Source organism: Helicobacter pylori (assembly GCF_014496965.1).
In the GTDB taxonomy this organism is placed as follows: domain Bacteria; phylum Campylobacterota; class Campylobacteria; order Campylobacterales; family Helicobacteraceae; genus Helicobacter; species Helicobacter pylori_CZ.
On sequence record NZ_JACTCR010000008.1, the window covers coordinates 23,553 to 42,605 of the forward strand.

Consider the following 19,053-nt stretch of genomic DNA (forward strand, 5'->3'; position numbering starts at 1 on the left):
AATTTTAATAAAACGAGAGAGGACAAAAAAGCAGAAAATAAAGGAGAGCCAAAGCCCTCCAAAGCCCCCAAAACTCCCCCAAAGAAGATAAAAAGAAATAAAAATTACCTTTTAGAGAATTGCGGGCTTCTTCTGGCCTTTCTTTTACCATATTTTTTGCGTTCAACCACCCTTGAATCTCTGGTGAGCAAGCCTTTAGGTTTTAAAATGGCTCTAAAAGCAATATCATAAGCGTTCAAAGCTTTAGAAATGCCATGCCTTAAGGCTTCCGCTTGCGCTGAGTAGCCCCCACCAAAAACCACCGCTTTAATATCCACAGATTGCTCTTGTTTGGTTAAAAGTAAGGGTTGCATGACTTTCATTTTAATGGCTTCATGCCCACCTAACCATTGATTTAGGCTCTGCTCATTGATACTCAATTCGCCTTTACCCGGAGTGAGCCACACTTTAGCGATAGCGGTTTTTCTTTTACCGGTAGCATAGATTTTTCTCATTTAGCGTCCTTTTTGCTAGTTTGTGCGGTGTGAGGGTGCTTATCATCACGATAAACTTTGAGTTTTTTAATCATCGCTTTCCCTAATTTCGTTTTAGGGAGCATGCCCCTAACGGCTAAGTGGTAGAGCTTTTCAGGGGTTTTTTCTAGCATTTCTTGGAGAGTCTTGCTCTTGGTGCTGCCAAAATAGCCTGAATGGGTAAAATACTCTTTGTCTTCTAATTTCATGCCTGAAAATTTAACCTTATTGGCGTTGATAACCACCACAAAATCCCCACAATCCACATTAGGGGTGTAAAAAGGGCGGTGTTTCCCTCTTAAAAGCACAGCGATTTCAGTGATCAAACGGCCAAAAACTTTGTCTTTAGCGTCTAAAACGACCCAATCACGAACGATGTCATTGACTTTAGCGGTCTTTGTCATAAGAATCCTTTGATAAAATTAAAGCACTCATTATAAGGAAATAAACTTAAATATTGCTGAATTTAAGGAAAGTTTAAAGTTTAAAAATAGGGTTTTTTAAAAAAATTTGTTTGATTGCTTTTGATTTTATGGTCAAACTCATTTCTTAAGTAAAACGCATTTTTTTAAAAGAATAGGGGGGTATTTTACAATAGCCCTCCCCTACAACCCTCAACTAAAAACCCCCTAACCCCAAAAGACCGCTTTTTAAAGAGGCTATCACTTGCTTACGCAAGCTATTTTATTGTATTTATTTTAAAAAATGCCTTTGAGCATTTTTTTAATTTTGTTACTCATGCTTAATAAGCCAAAGCCTTTATTTTTGCCCTTGATTGAGCCTTTCTTCTATCTTTTTGATTTGTTGGCTCATTTTAGCGCTCGCGTTGATTTGATTGATGAGCATGTAAAGGTTTATCATCATCAAAAGCACCACCACAATCCCTAAAAAAAACACGATTTGAACGGCCTTTTTAGCGATTTCTCGGGCTTCTTGTTCTTTTGGCATGCGTTTTTAATTTTCCAATTCTTCTGGGGATAAATCTTTATAAAAGCGTTCTAATTCAAAGCTCTCACCCAAATACGCAGCGATTTCTTGGGAATCCACAAGGGCGTTTTGCAAGCAACTCGTCGCGCCTGGAGAGGGGGTCATGTTGAAAGTGATGCCTTTATGGGTGCAAATCTTTTTTTCGCCTAATTCCAGCTTTCGTTTGGTTCTGTCTAAAACTTGCGGGCGCACTTCGCCAAAACCATGAGCGTATTCTAAATCTTCTAGGCTAAGAGAGGGGATGATTTTTTGAGCGTCTTTTAAAAATTTCCTTTTACCAATAACGGGCAATTCAAAAACCATGTTTTTAAACACATAATTACGGATTTCTTTATCGCTCATCAAATCAAAAGCGATTTTGAACACATCTTTATTCAAATCCATTTTTAGTAATTCCAAGCTAATACCCTTAAGCCAGCATTTGTTGCGCTCTAATTTAGGCATCGTTAAAGCGGTAGGCCCGATGCGCGTTTTACCCTTAATGACGGCATCAGGGTCGCCATGCACGGCTGCAAAAGGGAGTTTGGGGTTTTGAACGGTATAAACCTTGCCCCTTAATAAATTAGGCACAAAATAAAAGCTACCCGCCACAGGCAAGCACCCTAAATCCAAGCCATAACCCATGCTCTGAGCCAAAGGCAAAGCGTAAGAGCCGGCATTGACTAGCACGAATTTAGCATACACTTCTTCAGCGTCTTCAGAAGTTAAGGCGTAAGTGTCGTCTCGTTTTTCAATCTTTTTCACTTTAAAATTCAAAAACACCTGGTTGTTGGGCTTTAATTTTAAAGCTTCTTTTACAAAGTTTTCGCTCAACTTCGCAAAATTCATGGTGCTCCAGTCTTTTTGATAGCCATGACCGATAATGTTTTCATGCCTGTCTATGCCATTAGCCCCTAAAATCACATTAGGCTCTAATTCTTTAATCTTTTGCTTGTCAAATTCTTCTAGCCCCACAAAGATTTCTTTAAAGGATTCGTAGCGTTTTTTCATGAACTCGCATTCTTCATCGCCCACGCCTATAGCCATTTTCTGGGTTTCAAAAATCACTTCATTTTGCAAGCCTTTATTGAGCGCGTATTGCCTGGTTTTATAAGCGCTCAAACGCACTTTTTTAGCTTTTTCAGGAGTGTAATTCGTTTCAATAGAGCCATCATGAATGGTTTGTGAATTAGCTTTAGCGCTGGAGCTGATTTGAGCCAATTTAGAGCATTTTTCCACGATAGCCACGCGCTTTAAAGAGCTGTATTCGCTCAAAGTATAAAAGGTCGCGCACCCTGAAACCCCACCTCCAATAATAACAGCATCAAATTCCATACTCATTGTCTTTCTCCAAATGTTTTAAATTGATAAATCGTAATCATAGTATAAGAAAATCAATTCGCATTCAAAGGTCTTGAAGTTTTATGGACAAAATCTTTCAAATCGCTCATTCCAAGCACCCTATCAATCAATAATTTCTTTTTAGAAAACGCCCCATTATGCTCCTCAGCTAACCATAATGAAGTGATCACCACGCCTCCTATTTTATGGCTCAAGGTTTTAAAATGCTTTTGGGTTTGCACCGACCAAATGCTGTGAGCGACTATCGCTTGATGGTTGTATGCGCCTAAATAGAGCATGATATGCCCTTTTAAATAGATGAGCGTGCCAAAAGGCGTGGCGTTTTTAAGGATATAGTCTTCTTTTTCTTTGGCTTTCATGGAGCTTAAATCCACATAATTGTTCGCATAACGGCTTTGCGCGTAGGAATTTCTGGGGAGCAAAATACCAAAATTAGCGAAACTATCCCTAGTGAAAGCCGAGCAATCCCTATTGCCCAATAGCCCACCCCAGCCGTATTTTTGCCCTAGCATGGTGTCTATAAAATACGCCATGTTCTCGCTAGTAAAAGCCTTAGGGAAAACAAAAAAATCCTTTTCATCTAAGATCACGCTTTGTAAAGCTGCATAACCCTTAGCGTCTCTCAAAAAACCATAGGCTTTCAATTCCTTTTTTTGGGGGTTTTGAGATGCGTTTTGACTTTGGGGGATGAGAGCGAACAATTCGCCCACTCTGGCGTTGGTGTAAAAACCCCCATAGTCTGTATAAAGGGGGATTTTATCTTTTATAGGCATGACATAATTTTTAAGCTTGGTTAAAAGCTCTATGTCTTTATCATGCATGTAAGCTAAATCGCTAACTTTGATCCAACCATAAACAAAACTGCTCTGAATGTGGGCGTAAGTTTTATCCGTGTTGAAATGCGTGACTAAAACCGGCGTGCCTTGAAAAATCAGCGAATTTTGATACCTGTCAAAGGGATAGCCTTTTTGAGAAAGGTAATAAGGCTTGTTAGTAGGCACAGCCCTTACATCGCTATCTCGCACCACAACAGCCTTAATCTTAGTGCTTGGGTAATGCTCAATATCCATGCTCTTAATCAGTCCATCATTGAAAGCTTTTGCGTTGGGCTTTAGATCTTCGCCATAACCGGTGGATTTATTCATTTCCTTAAGGATCCAAAACACTTCTTTTTTATTGCTTTTGACTTTCGCATCTAGCCATGGGGAATACCACGCTTTGAGGTAGCTCTCTTTTAATATTTCTTTTAACGCTTGGGGGTCAATGCTTTGGTTATTGTTACTGCCATTTTGAGAGCTTGCAAGATAGCTTGAAGCCTCTTGGGGTAAGGATAAATCTTTGAGCGTGAAATCCTTTTTCATGCAACCCACAAACAAAAACAAGAAAACTACAAGAAAATAACGCATGTTTTAGAGAAACCTCAACATCAAATGCGCAAATAGTTTCTTAAAATGCGCCCGTATTGCGGGCTTCTCAATTTTTTAATCGCAGAGCTTTCAATCTGGCGCACTCTTTCTCTAGTAACATTCAATTCCTTGCCGATTTCTTCTAAAGTTCGATCGCTTTCATCGTCCAAAAGCCCAAAACGCATGCGGATCACCGCTTTTTCTCGCTCATTCAACTGATCCAAAACGCTTTCAATCTGGGCTTTTAAATCTTCGCGCATGATGTGATCAATGGAGCTAACGATATTTTTGTCTTCCACGAAATCCCCAAATTTGCCGTCATCATCATTGCCGACTGGGGTTTCTAAACTGATAGGCTCTTTAGTAACCTTAATCACATTCTTCACTTTATCTAACGAAAGCCCCACTTCTTCAGCCACCACTTCCAAATCAGGCTCTTTGCCGGTTTCTTGAATGTGTTTGCGCATGACTTTATTGATGCGATTAATGGTGTCAATCATGTGAATGGGGATGCGGATAGTGCGGGCTTGATCAGCTATGGCTCTGCTGATAGCTTGTTTGATCCACCAGGTCGCATAGGTAGAAAACTTGAAGCCCTTTTCATGCTCAAACTTATCCACCGCTTTCATCAAGCCGATATTGCCCTCTTGAATCAAATCCAAGAAGGGTAAGCCTCTACTCGTGAATCGTTTAGCGATGCTCACTACCAACCTTAAATTGGATTTAGCCATTTTGTTTTTAGCGCGATCGGAAATCAATTTCCCTCTTTTGATTTGCTCTAAAATCTCTTTTAGTTTGTTAGGGTCTAAATCAAAGCCTTCTTCGCTCGCCTCTTTAGTCAAAAAGAGTTTTTTGAGATCCATATACACGCTCACCATAGTCGCTTCTGGCACTTGAGCGATAATGTCTTCTTTAGTCATGTTAGTGATATTAGCAAGGATTTTTTTATGGTTAGCGATCAGAGTGTCATTGAATAAGGGCAGTTTGTATTCCAAGCGTTTCAACTCTTTTTCAAACCCATCACCGCTCTTTAAAGTGGTCTCCATCGTTTTGACTAATTCATTAATCAGTTTGCTGGTAGGCTCTAAATCATAGAGTCTGTCTTTAAGCGTTTGGCGTTTGTAAGCTAGGGTCAATGAACGCACTAACTCGTCTTCTTTTTCATCTATGGGGGCTTCAAGGGCTTTAAGCCATTCTTTTTTAGCCTTGTCTAGGGCTTTAAAACTCTCTTGGACTTTTTCAACGCGCTTCTTGTCTTTTTCGGAAACGACCTTTTTCTTTTCTTCGTTTTCTTCGTCTTCTTCGCCGTCATCATCTTTTTTAGGATCGCTCACGCTATTTTCATCGTCATCATCAAAGCTCCTAAAAAGCTCTTTAACCCTTCTTTCACGATTGATTAAAGCGTCTTTATACGCATAGATAAAATCAATCAAATACGGCACCGAGCAAATCGCGTCTAAAATAATGTCTTCACCCAAGCGGATTTGCTTGCTCAATTCGATCTCTTCATCTTTACTTAAAAGTTTTATATCCCCCATTTCACGCAAATACATGCGCACCGGGCTATCGCTTCTGCTCCACTCTAAAAAATCCTTTTCTTTCAAAAAGTCATAGCCATCTTCTAATTCTTCATCTAAAACTTTTTGCTTTTCTTCGGTGTTTTTAATCTTGTCAATCGCATTGAGTTTTTTAGCGTATTCTGAAGAGCTGACTAATTTCTTTTGGTATTTTTGGCACAATTCTTTAATTTTTTTGATTTGGGTTAGAGTGGGGACTTTCGTGCTGATTTGAATGATGGACTCATAAGAAACGCAATTGCCTAAGGAATTAGCGAATAATTCTTCTAATTCTTCATTGAAACTGAGCTTTTTAATAGGGATAGGTTCTTTCGCTTTAGCTTCTTTAATTTTGCTTTCTTTGGCTTTATTGTTTTTGTTTTCCTTATTATTTTCTTTAGCTTTATTTTCCTGTGTGGCTTCTGTTTTGGCTTCCTGTTTGGCTCTTTTGGGGGCTTTTTCTTCGTTAGCTTTCTTTTTCATTGGACACTCCATAAAATAAGAACCCATGCTTTCAATCAAAAGCTAGGTTCATAAGATAAGATACACCTATTCCTTTGTTATTTTACTAAAAGATAGCTTAAATTCTAATTATATTATTGGAATTTGGTTTTATTTCACCGAATATTGATCGCAAAACCATCAAAAAGCGTAACGCTAATTAAGCGATAGCCTTTAAAAAATGAGTTTAAATTAAAATTTAAACCCCCCTATTTTTAAAAAAGGGTTTTAATTGTCTGCGTTTAATAAAAACAAGCCCTAAAGCTCATCCACCATGCTTTTTAGAAATTTCGCTGAAGTTTGAGCGCTTTTTTCTAAAAACGCATCAAAGCTCATGTTAGCTTCCTCATCAGCGTTATCGCTAATGCTCCTTAACACACAGCATGGCACGCCAAATTTTTGGCACACAAACGCCACGCTCGCCCCCTCCATTTCCACCGCGCTCGCCTTAAACTCGCTAACTAAAAATTCTTTCCTTTCTTTGCTATGGACAAACTGATCGCCTGATGCGATGACGCCTTCTTTGAGCGCGATATGTTGCTCATTAGCGACTTTTTTAGCCAAAGCGTTCAAACTTTCGCTCGTTTCAATAAAAATCGCGCTTTCGGGGATGAACCCTAAAGGGTGATCAAACGCGCTCAAATCCACATCATGCTGGACTAATTTTTGAGCCACTAACAAATCATTGATTTTTAAATCTTTAACTAAGCTTCCAGCCACACCGCTAAAAAGCACTTTTTGAACGCCAAACACTAAAATCATGCTCGTTGTGGTTAAAGTGGAATGCACCTTGCCAATCTTGCTATAAGCGACAATGATTTCCTTATTATGATAAACGCCTTTGTGGAAAACATTCCCCCCTAAAGGGATCTCTTCAAAACCCACGCCAAACAATTCTAGTATAGGGGTTATTTCTTCTCTCATCGCCCCTAAAATGCCAATTCTTTGCACCATTTTCTCCCAATCACACGTATTCTTCTAAAAATTCAATGGCTTCATCAAGTCCTTTATTATCCCCCACGCTTATGGTAGGCTTATTGCTCAATCGCTTGTTAAGCCCCTTTAACACACTCCCACAGCCTAATTCAAAAAAGACATCCACTCGGTCATTATTGGATTTCACGCAGTCTTGATAACGCACCGGTTGAGTGAGTTGCAAGCTCAATAATTCAACGGCTTTTGCTTTGTTATGATACGCTTCGTTAGTCGCATTGGAGATGATTTCAAAATGGAATTTATCTTTCAGGCTTTTTTCTAGCAATTCCTGGAATTTAAAAATCATAGGCTCTAAAAAAGGGCAATGGCTCGCCACGCTCATTTCTAAAAAAACCACTCTTTTAGCCCCCATTTCCTTTAATGTCGGCTCTAGGGCTTTCAGATCGTCTTTAATCCCGGCTAAAACCACTTGCATGCCGCCATTGAAATTCGCGCACCACACATTTTTAGTTCTTTGACACAAACTCAAAAGGCTTTCTTCAGAAACGCCCAAAACGACCATCATGGAAGCGTCTTTATTCGCGCACGCTTCTTGCATCATTTTGCCTCTTTGGTGCGTGAGTTTAAGGGCTTTTTCAAAATCTAACGCCCCGCTCAAAGACACTGCACTCACTTCGCCGAGCGAATGCCCTAAAGCGAAAACGGGTTTTAACCCTCCATTTGCTTGCTTGTTGAGTAACTGATAAGCGATATAGCTCACTAAATAAATGGCAGGCTGGGTGTAAGTGCTCTCTTTTAAAAGCTCGTTTTCTTCAAAAAGCGTTTTTTTCATATCCACTTTAAGCGCGTTAGAAGCCCTTTCAAACAATTCTTTAGCTAGGGTGTGGCTCTCATAGAACGATTTCCCCATTCCTATACATTGCGAGCCTTGCCCTGGAAATAATAGCGCGTATTGCATGGTGTTATCCTTTAAGTTTTATTAATCCATAATTTAAAATTGTAATATAAAAGCCATTAGTTTTGTTTAGAAACCATTAAAGTTTAAGGTTTATTTTAACTTATTTTTACTATAATTCTACTTTTTGAAGGACAGGTGGGTGAGTTGGCTGAAACCACATCCCTGCTAAGGATGCGTAGCCGTCAAGGTTACCGAGGGTTCGAATCCCTCCCTGTCCGCCAGCCTTTTTGCCTTTAAAAACTTTTTGTTTAGAATGTATTAACGAGACACCATAGTTTCTAAGCATTCCTTTTACGACACTCCTTTTACAGATTTTACAAATACAATATTAGGTTGGGTGAAGAGAGACACCCAGCCTAAACCCTATCAATCCACTGCGGTATTTTCAAACATTTTGAGTATAATCGTTTCCACTACAATCACAAAAAAGAAAGAACATGACTTACAGAGAATTAGGTAAAAAAGTTTTAGAACAAGCAGAGAAGCCTTTGAGCAAGGAAGAAATTTTTGAGAAAGCTTGTGAAATGGGATTGGATAAAGAATGCAACGACGGAAAAATACTTCTTCATAGTCTTGGAAGTGGGCTTGGTGAACGCGACATTTCTAACGACAAGAAGCAATTTTATGTTGCAAACAAAAAAGGAAAAACCTTTTTCTATTGGCTCAAATCTCGTGAAAGAGAATTTCCTCCACAAAAAAACCCAGATGCTAAAGAAGAAGATGATGAACAGAGCGAGTGTTCAGGCACAGCCGAAAAACAAAAAATCTCTTCTTATGAAGAGAAAGAAAAGAATTTGCACGAACTGCTTGTGAAATTCCTTAATGAAGATCCAAATTTCAATCTCCAATGCAAAACCATCTACCATGAAAAATGCAAAAAAGACAAAAAAGGCAAGGGTGAGTGGAATTATCCTGACATCGTGGGCGTGTATTTTCCTCAAAATGATCGCCATAAGAATTACAAGATAGAAACTTTGGAGTTTTTACACCATACCGGTCAAAATAGCTACAAGCTTTTTTCCTTTGAGCTTAAAGTTAGGATTAATTTTTCCAATCTGAAAGAAAGCTATTTTCAAGCGGTGAGCAATTCTAGTTGGGCTAATGAGGGGTATTTGGTGGTTTTTAATATTGATGATGAGGTTTTAAATGAATTAAGGCGGCTCAACCAAAGCTTTGGTATAGGGGTCATCAAGCTAGAATCTGAGATTTCAAACTCCAAAATCTTGTTGCCAGCTAAAGAAAGGGAGATTGATATGCAAACGCTTAATATGCTTATAGATGATAGTCCGGAGGATTTTAAGCCTTTCATCAAGGACATTAATAAACAAATTAAAGCAGGATTTGATACACATGTCAAAGTCGCCGGTTTAGATCCAGCACTTGATGATGAAGCAATGCAAAAACACATTAAAGATAAAGGCATTAAAGCAGAATAAAAAATGGGAGCGCCTTATCTTTCTCGCCCCATTTTTAAAAGCGCAGACAAGCTTTTTACTCTTTATCAAGGGGATTGTAATGAGGTTTTGCCCCAATTTGAAAATGCTTTTGATTTGATTTTTGCTGATCCGCCTTATTTCCTTTCTAATGACGGCTTAAGCATACAGAGCGGTAAAATCGTGAGCGTCAATAAAGGCGATTGGGATAAAGAAGAGAGCGTCAATGATATTGATGCGTTCAATTACCAGTGGATCAACAACGCCAAAAAGGCTTTAAAAAACACAGGAAGTCTTTTAATCAGCGGGACTTACCACAATCTTTTTTCTTTGGGGCGCCTTTTACAAAAATTGGATTTTAAGATTTTAAACCTCATCACCTGGCAAAAAACCAACCCTCCTCCCAATTTCAGCTGCCGTTATTTGACGCATTCCGCTGAGCAAATCATTTGGGCGAGAAAAAGCCGCAAGCACAAGCATGTTTTTAACTATGAGATTTTAAAAAAGATCAATAATGATAAACAAATGCGTGATGTGTGGAGCTTCCCAGCGATCGCTCCTTGGGAAAAAACAAATGGCAAGCACCCCACTCAAAAACCCCTCGCTTTATTAGTGCGCTTGCTTTTAATGGCGAGCGATGAAAATTCTCTCATTGGCGATCCTTTTAGCGGGAGCTCCACCACAGGCATTGCGGCTAATCTTTTGAAGAGAGAATTTATCGGCATAGAAAAAGAAAGCGAATTTATCAAAATATCCATGAACAGAAAAACAGAATTAGACGCTCGCTATAAAGAGATCCGATCTAAAATCAAAGATTTGAATTTCCAATAAGCCCCTTTTTTAAGCCGATTTAAGCATTATATTTTTCGGATTTTACCTCAAAATGGGATTCTATTTTCACCCATTCCTTACAAAGGATATTTTCATGCCCAAAAAGCCAGTGTTTGGGGCCAATAATGATTTTTTCTGGATTGTTTATCAAATAAGCCGCCCACCAGCTATAAGTGCTATTAGCGATAATGCCATGCTTGCAAGATTGCATGAGCAGCATATCCCAATACGCCTCTTCGTCTTTATCCCTAGTGGTCATGTCCATAAAAGGGTAGCCAAGATCAAGATTTTGCGTGAATGTTAAGTCTTCGCAGAACACAAAAAGCTCCATGTTTGGCACGCGCTTGGCCATATACTCAAGCGCCTTTTTTTGATAATCAATACCAAGCTGACAGCCAATCCCCACATAATCCCCTCTTCTTATATGCACAAACACGCTGTTTTTAGTGGCTAAAATCAAAGCAAGCTTGCGGTGGTATTCTTCCTCTTTTTTTTTATTATTTCCATTTTCGGGGGGGGGGGTAGGGTGAAGGTTTGCTTGATTAAAGGGGATATAGCATCAAAATATCGTGGATCTTGGAAATAGCCAAAAAAATAAGTCAAGCGGCTTGGCTTTAATAATTTAGGCTCGTATTCAAAAACGATTTCTTGACTCACCCTGTCAAACCCTATGCGTTTGAGCGTCTCTCTTACTAGCTTGGGGAGGTGTTGCATTTTAGCTATAGCGATTTCTTTTTCACTCGCATAGGGCAAATCAATAGGGAAAAGCTCTAATTGCATTTTCCTATTACTCCAATCAAAAGAAGTAATATCTAACAGCACGGGCGTATTAAGGTGTTTTTGCAAACTTTTAGCGAAAGCGTATTGGAACATTTGATTCCCAAGCCCCCCACAAATTTGTACCACCTTAAAAGCCATTCAATCCCTTTATATTGTCAAATAAAACGCTCATTTTAGCTCATTTTAAAGCCCTTTTTCAATAAAAACCTAAAAAGCGGAATAACGCTTTCAAATCATTTGAATTTTTTATTTGAAAAAGACGCGTATGAGGGTTCTAGCAAGCGTTCTTGGTATTCTAAAAGAATCCTGTCTTCGCTATTGAGCGAGTAGGCTTCGTCGTATTTGCGCTTGATGATACCCTTTAAAATGGTGTGCTGGACCTGGTATTTGTCTTCTTTAAGCATTTCATCCACTAAAGCGTAAAGCTGAATGTCTTGAATGAGTAGATCTGAAATTTTAACGCTCTCTTTATCAAACAATTCTTCATTAGTGCAATATTCATTCACTAAAATAAGCACCCGGTCATACACATCAGATGCGATTTTAGCGTTTAGGGTTCTATAAATGTAATCTTTGATTTTTTTGAGCTGCTCTTCTAAATCTTCACTGGCCTTGCTCGCTAAAGCCAGAATGCTTAAAATTTGAACTAGAGTCATCATTTTATGGCTTAAAGAGCGGGTGCGCCATTTAATGAGAAGACGCATGAAATAAGACATTTTGACAGAAAGGCTACAGGGGAGGGTGTTTTTCTTGGGTTTTGGCATGTTTAGTTTCTTTTAAAAAAGGATTTTGTGGTTTAATTATATAACTTTAAAATTAAATCTAGGAGTATAGAGATGAAAACATTCAAAAAAGGCGTGGTATTAGACGCTAAAAGCGTGGGGTTAAAAGCGCTAGAAGTTTTAAAAGAAGTGGCGGATTTTGATTTTTATGAGGTTACTCTGCCTAGTCAAATCGTTGAACGCTCTATTGAATCTGAAATCATGGTATTGAATAAAGTCGTTATCACCCAAGAGGTTTTAAGCCAATTGCCTAAACTCAAACTCATTTGCATCACCGCTACAGGCACGGATAATGTGGATATAAAAAGCGCGAAAACTTTAGGCATAGAAGTCAAAAACGTGAGCGCTTATTCTACAGAATCCGTAGCCCAGCACACTTTAGCGTGCGCGTTGTCTTTGCTAGGGAGAATCAACGATTACGATCATTATTGCAAAAGCGGGGAATATAGTCAAAGCGATATTTTTACGCACATTAGCGATATTAAAATGGGGCTTATTAAAGGGAGTCAATGGGGGGTTATTGGTTTAGGCACAATCGGTAAAAGAGTCGCCAAGCTCGCTCAAGCTTTCGGGGCAAGGGTGGTGTATTATTCCCCTAAAGACAAAAAAGAAGAGTATGAGCGCTTGAGTTTAAAAGATCTGCTCACAACAAGCGATATTATTAGCATTCATGCCCCCTTAAATGAAAGCACACGCGATTTAATCGCTCTAAAGGAATTGCAAAGCCTAAAAGACGGGGCGATTTTAATCAATGTGGGGCGTGGGGGCATTGTGAATGAAAAGGATCTGGCTGGAATTTTAGAAACCAAAGATTTGTATTACGGGAGCGATGTGTTTGTGAAAGAGCCTTTTGAAAAAGATCATGCGTTTTTGAACCCAAAGATCCAAAATAAATTGCTTTTAACCCCCCATATCGCATGGGCGTATAGCGACAGCTTGAAAACCTTAGTAGAAAAAACCAAAGAAAATATCCAGGATTTTTTAGCTTCTCAAAAATAAACGCAAAAAAAGGGGTTTTTTGTTGGGTTTTTCTCCCCGCTTTTCTCCTCTTTTGCCGTGAAAGCGCCCCTTTCTAAAGCAAGGGTTCCTAACTAAAGCATTCCATTGAATGCTAACACGAAAGGCTCTTTAAAGTCTGCATGGGTATTTTCTGCCCTATAAAAGAGGATTTTAACCTCTTTTAGCTTTGAATATAGCCTAACGGCTATGCACTCTTGCACCCTAAAGGACAGAGTTTTTTGCACTAGTGGGATAAAATCTAAACAACGGAGTAAGGTTTAATGGTTTTTAACCAAATTAAGAAAAAACCTTTAGGTGGATTGACCTAAAGGTTTTAAAGGGGATAATCACATCTTAGAAATATCAATTTTAAAGGTGTGGATTTCATCTTCTAAAAAGACTTTAACCACCACCACACCCGGGGTTTTAAGGTTTTTGGTATCCACTACCACAAACCCTCCCCTAGCCTTACCTTCAACGTTAAGGGTGTTGTTTTTAAGATAATTGATCGCTAGGATTTTTAAAGCTTGGCGGCTTTCTTGCATGACTTCTTGCTCTTCTACATCATCCATCATCATCATGCCAAAGCCTGGCCCATACATGCCCATTCCCCCATACATCATGCCGTTATAAGCTAAAAAACTCCCTTGCCCGTAATAAAACATGGGCGGGGTGATCATATTGATATTATCAATAGGGGCGGTTGGCACGCTGATATTAAAGCTTTGTAAAATGCCTTCAAAATCAAAACTAGACTTCATCACCTGTCTTAGGCTTAAGACCGGTAAACTCGTTTGATTGATAGACACCGAAATGGCTTTACGGCTAAACACTACAGGTTTTCCCTCTAAAACTTGCGCCGCCACATACAGCACTAATGGGGATTCATTCAAGCCTTTTAATTTGCTTTGAGCGATTTCTAACTGGACTTTAGACTTGGCTTGCGTGGAAGTCATCACTTGAATCCCATTGTTATAGGAAGTAACATGTTCAGGCGTGATCTTATAGCTCGCGCAACCACTTATCAGTAAGGCTATCGCTACTAAAACGATTTTTCTCATCCAAACTCCTTTCATTCAGTTTAACTTTCGTTTAGAGTTTATTTATTATAGTGTGTTTTAACTTAAAATGTAACTTTTATCAAGGTTAAAAGCGTAAAAAAAGCTCTAATGCGTGTTTTCTAGCCACAAAAGGATAGAAGATTTGATCTCATTGAGTTTTAAAACTTCTTGATGCTTGATCCCTCTTTCAAACAAATCATCAAGGCGTTGGCTATCCGGGGTATTGTAGCTGTTTTTAAGCGTTTCTAGGGCGGCTTTATCGTTATCGTTTTTCTTTTGCTCATTCAGGGCTAAAAGGGTGGTTCTAGGGAATTTTTCATAAGAAGCGGTGGCAGAAACAAGGGTTTTTTCGTTGGTTTTCAAGCTGGCGTTTAAAGCGGTGGCGGTGTGGGGGTCAATCAGGTATTGGTGCTCTGCATAAACTTCTTGGATCGTTTTCAAACAATCTTCATCTGAGCAGCTCGCACAAGAAAAATGCTCCTGTAAAAGGGCTAATTCTTTAGGCTTTAAGGCATAAAATTTCTCTTCTTCTAAAGCTTGCATCAATTCTAGCGTTCGTTCAAACCCAAAAAGGCTAAAAAGCGCTCTTTCCACATTGGAGCTTTTTAAAATATCCATAGCCGGCGAGTAGGTTTGCTTTAAAGAGCGCTTAGTCAAATCGTAACGGCCTGTCTCTATAAACTCCCTTAAAACATCGTTGCTGTTGGTTACGACCTTGATTTTAGCGATATTCAAGCCCATTTTTTGAGCGTAAAACGCCCCTAAAGCGTTCCCAAAATTACCGCTAGGTATGGCTAGGGTGATTTTTTCTTTAGAATTGATCGCCCCTTTTTTATACAATTCTAAAAAGCCCCAAATATGATAGACGATTTGAAAAGCGATGCGCCCAAAATTCACGGAATTAGCCACGCTTAATTTTAATTGGCGCGTTTTTAGCACTTCGTTAAAATCGTCGTCTTTTAAAAGGTTTTTGAGCGCGTTTTGCGCATCATCAAAATCCCCACTCACCCCAAACACCTTTAAATTGCTAGCGCTTTGGGTTACCATTTGGAGCTTTTGGACTAAGCTTGTGCCGTCTTTGGGGTATAAACACACCACAAAAACATTAGGCATGCCCGCTAAACCTTCTAAAGTCGCAGGGCCGGTATCCCCGCTCGTGGATACTAACACCAAATACTTTTCGTTTTTCCCCACCGCTAGATTAGAAAACAAGCTCGCTAAAGGCTGTAACGCCATGTCTTTAAACGCCAAACTAGGCCCATGGTAGAGCTCTTGGACAAAAAGCCTTTCATTGAGCGCAAAAATAGGGGCTGGATTTTTAGGGTTATCAAAATTTTCATAGCGTTTTAAAGCGCTTGTTAATAAACCCTTAGGAATCTCTAATCCTAACCGCTCAAACACGCATTCTACCAGCTCGTTATAGCTCAGATTCAAACAATCCTGCCATTCTAATGTTTCAAAACGCTCTAGAGTGTAAAGCCCGCCTTTTGGGGCGTTGGGGTTTAATATTGCTTCAATAAAATCAATCTTTTTTTCTTTCAAAGAACGCGTGGGGACAAAAGGCATGGTGATTCCTTTTTATATTTTAATTTCAAGTCGTAGCATACCCTAAAAGAGCGAATGCAACCTTAAAATGGTTTTTTGATGAGAGTGATTGATCGTCTTTTAAATCCAATTTAATTTTTGATTTATGCTTATAATACTATAATGCGGTTTAAAATTTTGCCGCAAATGGGCAAAAAATTTCATCATAGTAAGGTTGTGTTTTGTCTAAAGGTTTGAGTATCGGTAATAAAATCATATTGTGCGTGGCGTTGATTGTGATCGTGTGCGTGAGCATTTTAGGGGTGTCCTTAAACAGCAGGGTGAAAGAGATTTTAAAAGAAAGCGCTCTGCATTCTATGCAAGATAGTTTGCATTTCAAGGTTAAGGAAGTGCAAGGGGTTTTGGAAAACACTTATACGAGCATGGGCATTGTCAAAGAAATGCTCCCTAAAGACACCAAAAGAGAAATCAAAATCCACTTGTTAAAAAACTTCATTTTAGCCAATTCGCATGTCGCTGGGGTGAACATGTTTTTTAAAGACAGAGAAGATTTAAGATTAACGCTTTTAAGGGATAACGATACGATTAAGTTGGTGGAAAATCCGTCATTGGGGAATAACCCTTTAGTGCAAAAAACGATGAAAAATAAAGAAATTTCTAAAAGCTTGCCTTATTATAGGAAAATGCCTAATGGGGCGGAAGTTTATGGGGTTGATGTTCTTTTACCTTTATTGAATGAAAACACTCAAGAGGTTGTAGGGGCTTTGATGATTTTCTTTTCCATTGATAGCTTCAGTAATGAAATCACTAAAAACAGGAGCGATTTGTTTTTAATTGGCACTAAAGGTAAAGTGCTTTTGAGCGCGAATAAGAGTTTGCAAGACAAATCCATCGCAGAAATTTATAAGAGCGTGCCTAAAGCCACTAATGAAGTGATGGCTATTTTAGAAAACGGCTCTAAAGCGACTTTAGAATACCTAGATCCCTTTAGCCATAAGGAAAATTTTTTAGCCGTTGAAACCTTTAAAATGCTAGGCAAAACAGAAAGTAAAGACAATCTTAATTGGATGATCGCTTTAATCATTGAAAAAGACAAGGTCTATGAGCAAGTAGGCTCGGTGCGTTTTGTGGTGATCGTAGCGAGCGCTATCATGGTGTTAGCCTTGATTATAGCGATCACTCTCTTAATGCGAGCGATTGTGAGCAATCGTTTGGAAGTCGTTTCTAGCACCTTATCTCATTTCTTCAAATTATTGAACAATCAAGCCAATTCCAGCGGTATTAAATTGATTGAAGCGAAATCTAATGATGAATTAGGACGCATGCAAACAGCGATCAATAAAAATATCTTGCAAACCCAAAAAATCATGCAAGAAGACAGGCAAGCCGTCCAAGACACCATTAAAGTGGTTTCAGATGTGAAAGCAGGGAATTTTGCGGTGCGCATCACGGCTGAGCCCGCAAGCCCTGATCTGAAAGAATTGAGAGATGCGCTAAATGGGATCATGGATTATTTGCAAGAAAGCGTAGGGACTCACATGCCAAGCATTTTCAAAATCTTTGAAAGCTATTCTGGTTTGGATTTTAGAGGCCGGATCCAAAACGCTTCGGGTAGGGTGGAACTGGTTACTAACGCTTTAGGGCAAGAAATCCAAAAAATGCTAGAAACTTCGTCTAATTTTGCCAAAGATTTAGCGAACGATAGCGCGAATTTAAAAGAATGCGTGCAAAATTTAGAAAAGGCTTCAAACTCCCAACACAAAAGCTTGATGGAAACTTCTAAAACGATAGAAAATATCACCACTTCCATTCAAGGCGTGAGCTCTCAAAGTGAAGCCATGATTGAACAAGGCCAAGACATTAAAAGCATTGTAGAAATCATTAGAGATATTGCCGATCAAACCAATCTTTTAGCCCTAAACGCCGCTATTGAAGCCGCAAGGGCCGGCGAGCATGGCAGAGGCTTTGCGGTGGTGGCTGATGAAGTGAGAAAGCTCGCTGAAAGGACGCAAAAATCGCTCAGCGAGATTGAAGCCAATATCAATATTTTAGTTCAAAGCATTTCAGACACGAGCGAGAGCATTAAAAACCAGGTTAAAGAAGTAGAAGAAATCAACGCTTCTATTGAAGCCTTAAGATCAATTACTGAGGGCAATCTAAAAATCGCTAGCGATTCTTTAGAAATCAGTCAAGAAATTGACAAGGTCTCTAACGATATTTTAGAAGATGTGAATAAAAAGCAGTTTTAATGCTCATTCATATTTGCTGTTCGGTGGATAACCTCTATTTTTTAAAAAAGGCTAAAGAGGCTTTTGCGGGTGAAAAAATTGTAGGGTTTTTTTATAACCCCAATATCCACCCTTATAGCGAATACTTGTTGCGTTTAGAGGATGTGAAACGCACTTGCGAGATGCTAGAAATTGAATTGCTTGAGGGCGATTATGAATTAGAAAAATTTTTAGACAAAGCTAAGGGTAAGGAATTGTTAGGGGAAAAAAGCGAGCGCTGTTTTGAGTGCTTTGATTTACGATTAGAAGCGAGCGCGTTGAAAGCCTTTGAATTAGGGGAAGAAAAATTCACCACCACCTTACTCACAAGCCCTAAAAAAGACCCTAACCAGCTCATCGCTAAGGGGCAACACATCGCGCAAAGGCACAATTTGGAATTTGTTGTGTTTAGAAACGATAATTTTGAACATTTTAAAAGCGAGTTGGATTTAAACTTGCAAGCTTTGGCGAGAGAAAACGAGCTTTATCGGCAAAATTATTGCGGTTGCCAATTCGCTTTAAAAATCCAAAAAGAATCCCAAAACAGAAGCCCCTTTGAGCTTTACTCGCCCTTAAAACGCCAGATTTTACCCGCAAGTATTGAAGAAAGGACGCAAGTTTTTAGAGCGCTAGATGCAGCTAAAAAGGGTGCTAACAAGCCTTCTTTAGCCCAAAAAACGATCGCAACTTACCGCTTATTAAGTGGGGGCGTGTGGCTTTCTAAAAATTCAAACCCCTTGAATTGCTATATTCTGGCGCGCTCTAAAAGTAAGGCTAAAGTAAGGATCAACGATTTAAGGTGGGTTTTTTCCCAGCGTTTAAACGCGCTAGTAGGTTATAGCCAAAGAGATGAAACCTTGTTTTTAACTTTAGAAGGCCTTAATGCTCTTATGGCAAAAAACTACGAAAATTTAAAAGAGTTAAACCTTAACCCCTTAAATTATGAAGAAGAGTTGTCTTTAAGGGCGTTAGTGAGCGGAAGCGAGAGTATTAACCCTATTATCGTGCTAGAAGAACGCATAGAAAAAACCCTTTTTGTAGAAATTAAAAGCGTTTTTCAAGAAGAAAAGGTGTTTTATTTGCTCTAAGCTAAACTTTAATGGAGCGATAAATTCTCGTAATGAAAAATCATTAAAGTTGGTTTTAGTTATCCATGCT

The 19,053-nt window shown here is 39.0% G+C and carries 18 protein-coding genes and 1 tRNA gene; 6 read left to right on the forward strand and 13 right to left on the reverse strand.

Annotation, left to right across the window (positions count from 1 at the left end; all coding sequences use genetic code 11):
- Positions 1-104: 104 nt before the first annotated feature.
- The 8 genes from rpsI to fabD all read right to left on the reverse strand — a co-directional run bounded on the left by rpsI (position 105) and on the right by fabD (position 8,197).
- Positions 105-494, reverse strand: a complete 390-nt coding sequence (gene rpsI / locus H7O61_RS04265; protein ID WP_001227269.1) for a 30S ribosomal protein S9 — start codon at positions 492-494, stop codon at positions 105-107.
- Positions 491-916 carry a 50S ribosomal protein L13 gene (gene rplM / locus H7O61_RS04270; RefSeq protein ID WP_000167675.1) on the reverse strand — a complete coding sequence of 142 codons (426 nt, stop codon included), beginning with the start codon at positions 914-916 and terminating at the stop codon, positions 491-493. Before rplM ends, rpsI begins: the two co-directional genes overlap by 4 nt.
- Before the next feature lie 355 nt (positions 917-1,271).
- The gene (locus H7O61_RS04275) at positions 1,272-1,460 is read right to left on the reverse strand and encodes a DUF5408 family protein (protein WP_001123737.1); all 189 of its coding nucleotides are present in this window, start codon (positions 1,458-1,460) and stop codon (positions 1,272-1,274) included.
- Between the two features lie 6 nt (positions 1,461-1,466).
- Positions 1,467-2,819, reverse strand: coding sequence for an FAD-dependent oxidoreductase (locus H7O61_RS04280; RefSeq protein ID WP_000061430.1), 1,353 nt, complete (start codon positions 2,817-2,819; stop codon positions 1,467-1,469).
- A 53-nt stretch (positions 2,820-2,872) separates the two neighbouring features.
- The gene (locus H7O61_RS04285) at positions 2,873-4,246 is read right to left on the reverse strand and encodes an SH3 domain-containing C40 family peptidase (protein WP_187875239.1); all 1,374 of its coding nucleotides are present in this window, start codon (positions 4,244-4,246) and stop codon (positions 2,873-2,875) included.
- A 20-nt stretch (positions 4,247-4,266) separates the two neighbouring features.
- Positions 4,267-6,312, reverse strand: coding sequence for an RNA polymerase sigma factor RpoD (gene rpoD, locus H7O61_RS04290; protein WP_187875262.1), 2,046 nt, complete (start codon positions 6,310-6,312; stop codon positions 4,267-4,269).
- Between the two features lie 249 nt (positions 6,313-6,561).
- Positions 6,562-7,257, reverse strand: a complete 696-nt coding sequence (locus H7O61_RS04295; RefSeq protein WP_187875240.1) for a 5'-methylthioadenosine/adenosylhomocysteine nucleosidase — start codon at positions 7,255-7,257, stop codon at positions 6,562-6,564.
- Between the two features lie 10 nt (positions 7,258-7,267).
- Entirely contained in the window at positions 7,268-8,197 is a 930-nt protein-coding gene (fabD, locus tag H7O61_RS04300) for an ACP S-malonyltransferase (RefSeq protein ID WP_140528135.1), read from the reverse strand.
- Positions 8,198-8,326: 129 nt separating this feature from the next.
- Between fabD and H7O61_RS04305 the strand changes: the two genes are divergently transcribed.
- From H7O61_RS04305 to H7O61_RS04315, 3 genes are all read left to right on the forward strand, one after another.
- A tRNA-Ser gene (locus H7O61_RS04305) sits at positions 8,327-8,418 on the forward strand.
- 216 nt (positions 8,419-8,634) lie between these two features.
- Positions 8,635-9,633: a hypothetical protein gene (locus H7O61_RS04310; RefSeq protein WP_187875241.1), complete on the forward strand. Its 999-nt coding sequence runs from the start codon at positions 8,635-8,637 to the stop codon at positions 9,631-9,633.
- 3 nt (positions 9,634-9,636) lie between these two features.
- On the forward strand, positions 9,637-10,461 hold the full coding sequence (locus H7O61_RS04315) for a DNA-methyltransferase (protein ID WP_187875242.1): 825 nt from the start codon (positions 9,637-9,639) through the stop codon (positions 10,459-10,461).
- 19 nt (positions 10,462-10,480) lie between these two features.
- Here the strand turns inward: H7O61_RS04315 and futC1 are convergent, their stop codons facing one another.
- The 3 genes from futC1 to H7O61_RS04330 all read right to left on the reverse strand — a co-directional run bounded on the left by futC1 (position 10,481) and on the right by H7O61_RS04330 (position 12,005).
- Complete coding sequence (futC1, locus tag H7O61_RS04320; protein ID WP_187875243.1) at positions 10,481-10,921, reverse strand: alpha-(1,2)-fucosyltransferase FutC1; 441 nt, start codon at positions 10,919-10,921, stop codon at positions 10,481-10,483.
- Positions 10,918-11,379: an O-fucosyltransferase family protein gene (locus tag H7O61_RS04325; protein WP_187875244.1), complete on the reverse strand. Its 462-nt coding sequence runs from the start codon at positions 11,377-11,379 to the stop codon at positions 10,918-10,920. Before H7O61_RS04325 ends, futC1 begins: the two co-directional genes overlap by 4 nt.
- 95 nt (positions 11,380-11,474) lie before the next feature.
- Positions 11,475-12,005 (reverse strand): hypothetical protein, encoded by a 531-nt coding sequence (locus H7O61_RS04330; RefSeq protein WP_001125838.1) that lies wholly within the window; start codon positions 12,003-12,005, stop codon positions 11,475-11,477.
- Between the two features lie 72 nt (positions 12,006-12,077).
- Here H7O61_RS04330 and H7O61_RS04335 point away from each other — a divergent pair, with 72 nt between their 5' ends.
- Positions 12,078-13,022, forward strand: a complete 945-nt coding sequence (locus H7O61_RS04335) for a D-2-hydroxyacid dehydrogenase (RefSeq protein WP_187875245.1) — start codon at positions 12,078-12,080, stop codon at positions 13,020-13,022.
- 347 nt (positions 13,023-13,369) lie between these two features.
- On the opposite strand, the gene H7O61_RS04340 is transcribed toward H7O61_RS04335, so the two are convergent.
- Together H7O61_RS04340 and thrC are read right to left on the reverse strand one after the other, a co-directional pair.
- The gene (locus H7O61_RS04340) at positions 13,370-14,083 is read right to left on the reverse strand and encodes a hypothetical protein (protein WP_187875246.1); all 714 of its coding nucleotides are present in this window, start codon (positions 14,081-14,083) and stop codon (positions 13,370-13,372) included.
- 105 nt (positions 14,084-14,188) lie between these two features.
- Positions 14,189-15,649 carry a threonine synthase gene (gene thrC, locus H7O61_RS04345; RefSeq protein WP_187875247.1) on the reverse strand — a complete coding sequence of 487 codons (1,461 nt, stop codon included), beginning with the start codon at positions 15,647-15,649 and terminating at the stop codon, positions 14,189-14,191.
- A gap of 200 nt (positions 15,650-15,849) precedes the next feature.
- Here thrC and tlpA point away from each other — a divergent pair, with 200 nt between their 5' ends.
- Together tlpA and H7O61_RS04355 are read left to right on the forward strand one after the other, a co-directional pair.
- Positions 15,850-17,877: a methyl-accepting chemotaxis protein TlpA gene (gene tlpA / locus H7O61_RS04350; RefSeq protein WP_187875248.1), complete on the forward strand. Its 2,028-nt coding sequence runs from the start codon at positions 15,850-15,852 to the stop codon at positions 17,875-17,877.
- Positions 17,877-18,983, forward strand: a complete 1,107-nt coding sequence (locus tag H7O61_RS04355; RefSeq protein ID WP_187875249.1) for an epoxyqueuosine reductase QueH — start codon at positions 17,877-17,879, stop codon at positions 18,981-18,983. Before tlpA ends, H7O61_RS04355 begins: the two co-directional genes overlap by 1 nt.
- Positions 18,984-19,053: the final 70 nt, after the last annotated feature.

What these genes read in the sequence shown, in the direction of transcription:
- H7O61_RS04295 (WP_187875240.1), bottom strand. Translation starts at nt 7,257, where the DNA reads ATGGTGCAAAGAATTGGCATTTTAGGGGCGATGAGAGAAGAAATAACC.
- fabD (WP_140528135.1), bottom strand. Translation starts at nt 8,197, where the DNA reads ATGCAATACGCGCTATTATTTCCAGGGCAAGGCTCGCAATGTATAGGA.
- H7O61_RS04285 (WP_187875239.1), bottom strand. Translation starts at nt 4,246, where the DNA reads ATGCGTTATTTTCTTGTAGTTTTCTTGTTTTTGTTTGTGGGTTGCATG.
- rpoD (WP_187875262.1), bottom strand. Translation starts at nt 6,312, where the DNA reads ATGGGTTCTTATTTTATGGAGTGTCCAATGAAAAAGAAAGCTAACGAA.
- rpsI (WP_001227269.1), bottom strand. Translation starts at nt 494, where the DNA reads ATGAGAAAAATCTATGCTACCGGTAAAAGAAAAACCGCTATCGCTAAA.
- H7O61_RS04340 (WP_187875246.1), bottom strand. Translation starts at nt 14,083, where the DNA reads ATGAGAAAAATCGTTTTAGTAGCGATAGCCTTACTGATAAGTGGTTGC.
- rplM (WP_000167675.1), bottom strand. Translation starts at nt 916, where the DNA reads ATGACAAAGACCGCTAAAGTCAATGACATCGTTCGTGATTGGGTCGTT.
- H7O61_RS04355 (WP_187875249.1), top strand. Translation starts at nt 17,877, where the DNA reads ATGCTCATTCATATTTGCTGTTCGGTGGATAACCTCTATTTTTTAAAA.
- H7O61_RS04275 (WP_001123737.1), bottom strand. Translation starts at nt 1,460, where the DNA reads ATGCCAAAAGAACAAGAAGCCCGAGAAATCGCTAAAAAGGCCGTTCAA.
- H7O61_RS04315 (WP_187875242.1), top strand. Translation starts at nt 9,637, where the DNA reads ATGGGAGCGCCTTATCTTTCTCGCCCCATTTTTAAAAGCGCAGACAAG.
- H7O61_RS04310 (WP_187875241.1), top strand. Translation starts at nt 8,635, where the DNA reads ATGACTTACAGAGAATTAGGTAAAAAAGTTTTAGAACAAGCAGAGAAG.
- H7O61_RS04325 (WP_187875244.1), bottom strand. Translation starts at nt 11,379, where the DNA reads ATGGCTTTTAAGGTGGTACAAATTTGTGGGGGGCTTGGGAATCAAATG.
- thrC (WP_187875247.1), bottom strand. Translation starts at nt 15,649, where the DNA reads ATGCCTTTTGTCCCCACGCGTTCTTTGAAAGAAAAAAAGATTGATTTT.
- H7O61_RS04280 (WP_000061430.1), bottom strand. Translation starts at nt 2,819, where the DNA reads ATGAGTATGGAATTTGATGCTGTTATTATTGGAGGTGGGGTTTCAGGG.
- H7O61_RS04335 (WP_187875245.1), top strand. Translation starts at nt 12,078, where the DNA reads ATGAAAACATTCAAAAAAGGCGTGGTATTAGACGCTAAAAGCGTGGGG.
- H7O61_RS04330 (WP_001125838.1), bottom strand. Translation starts at nt 12,005, where the DNA reads ATGCCAAAACCCAAGAAAAACACCCTCCCCTGTAGCCTTTCTGTCAAA.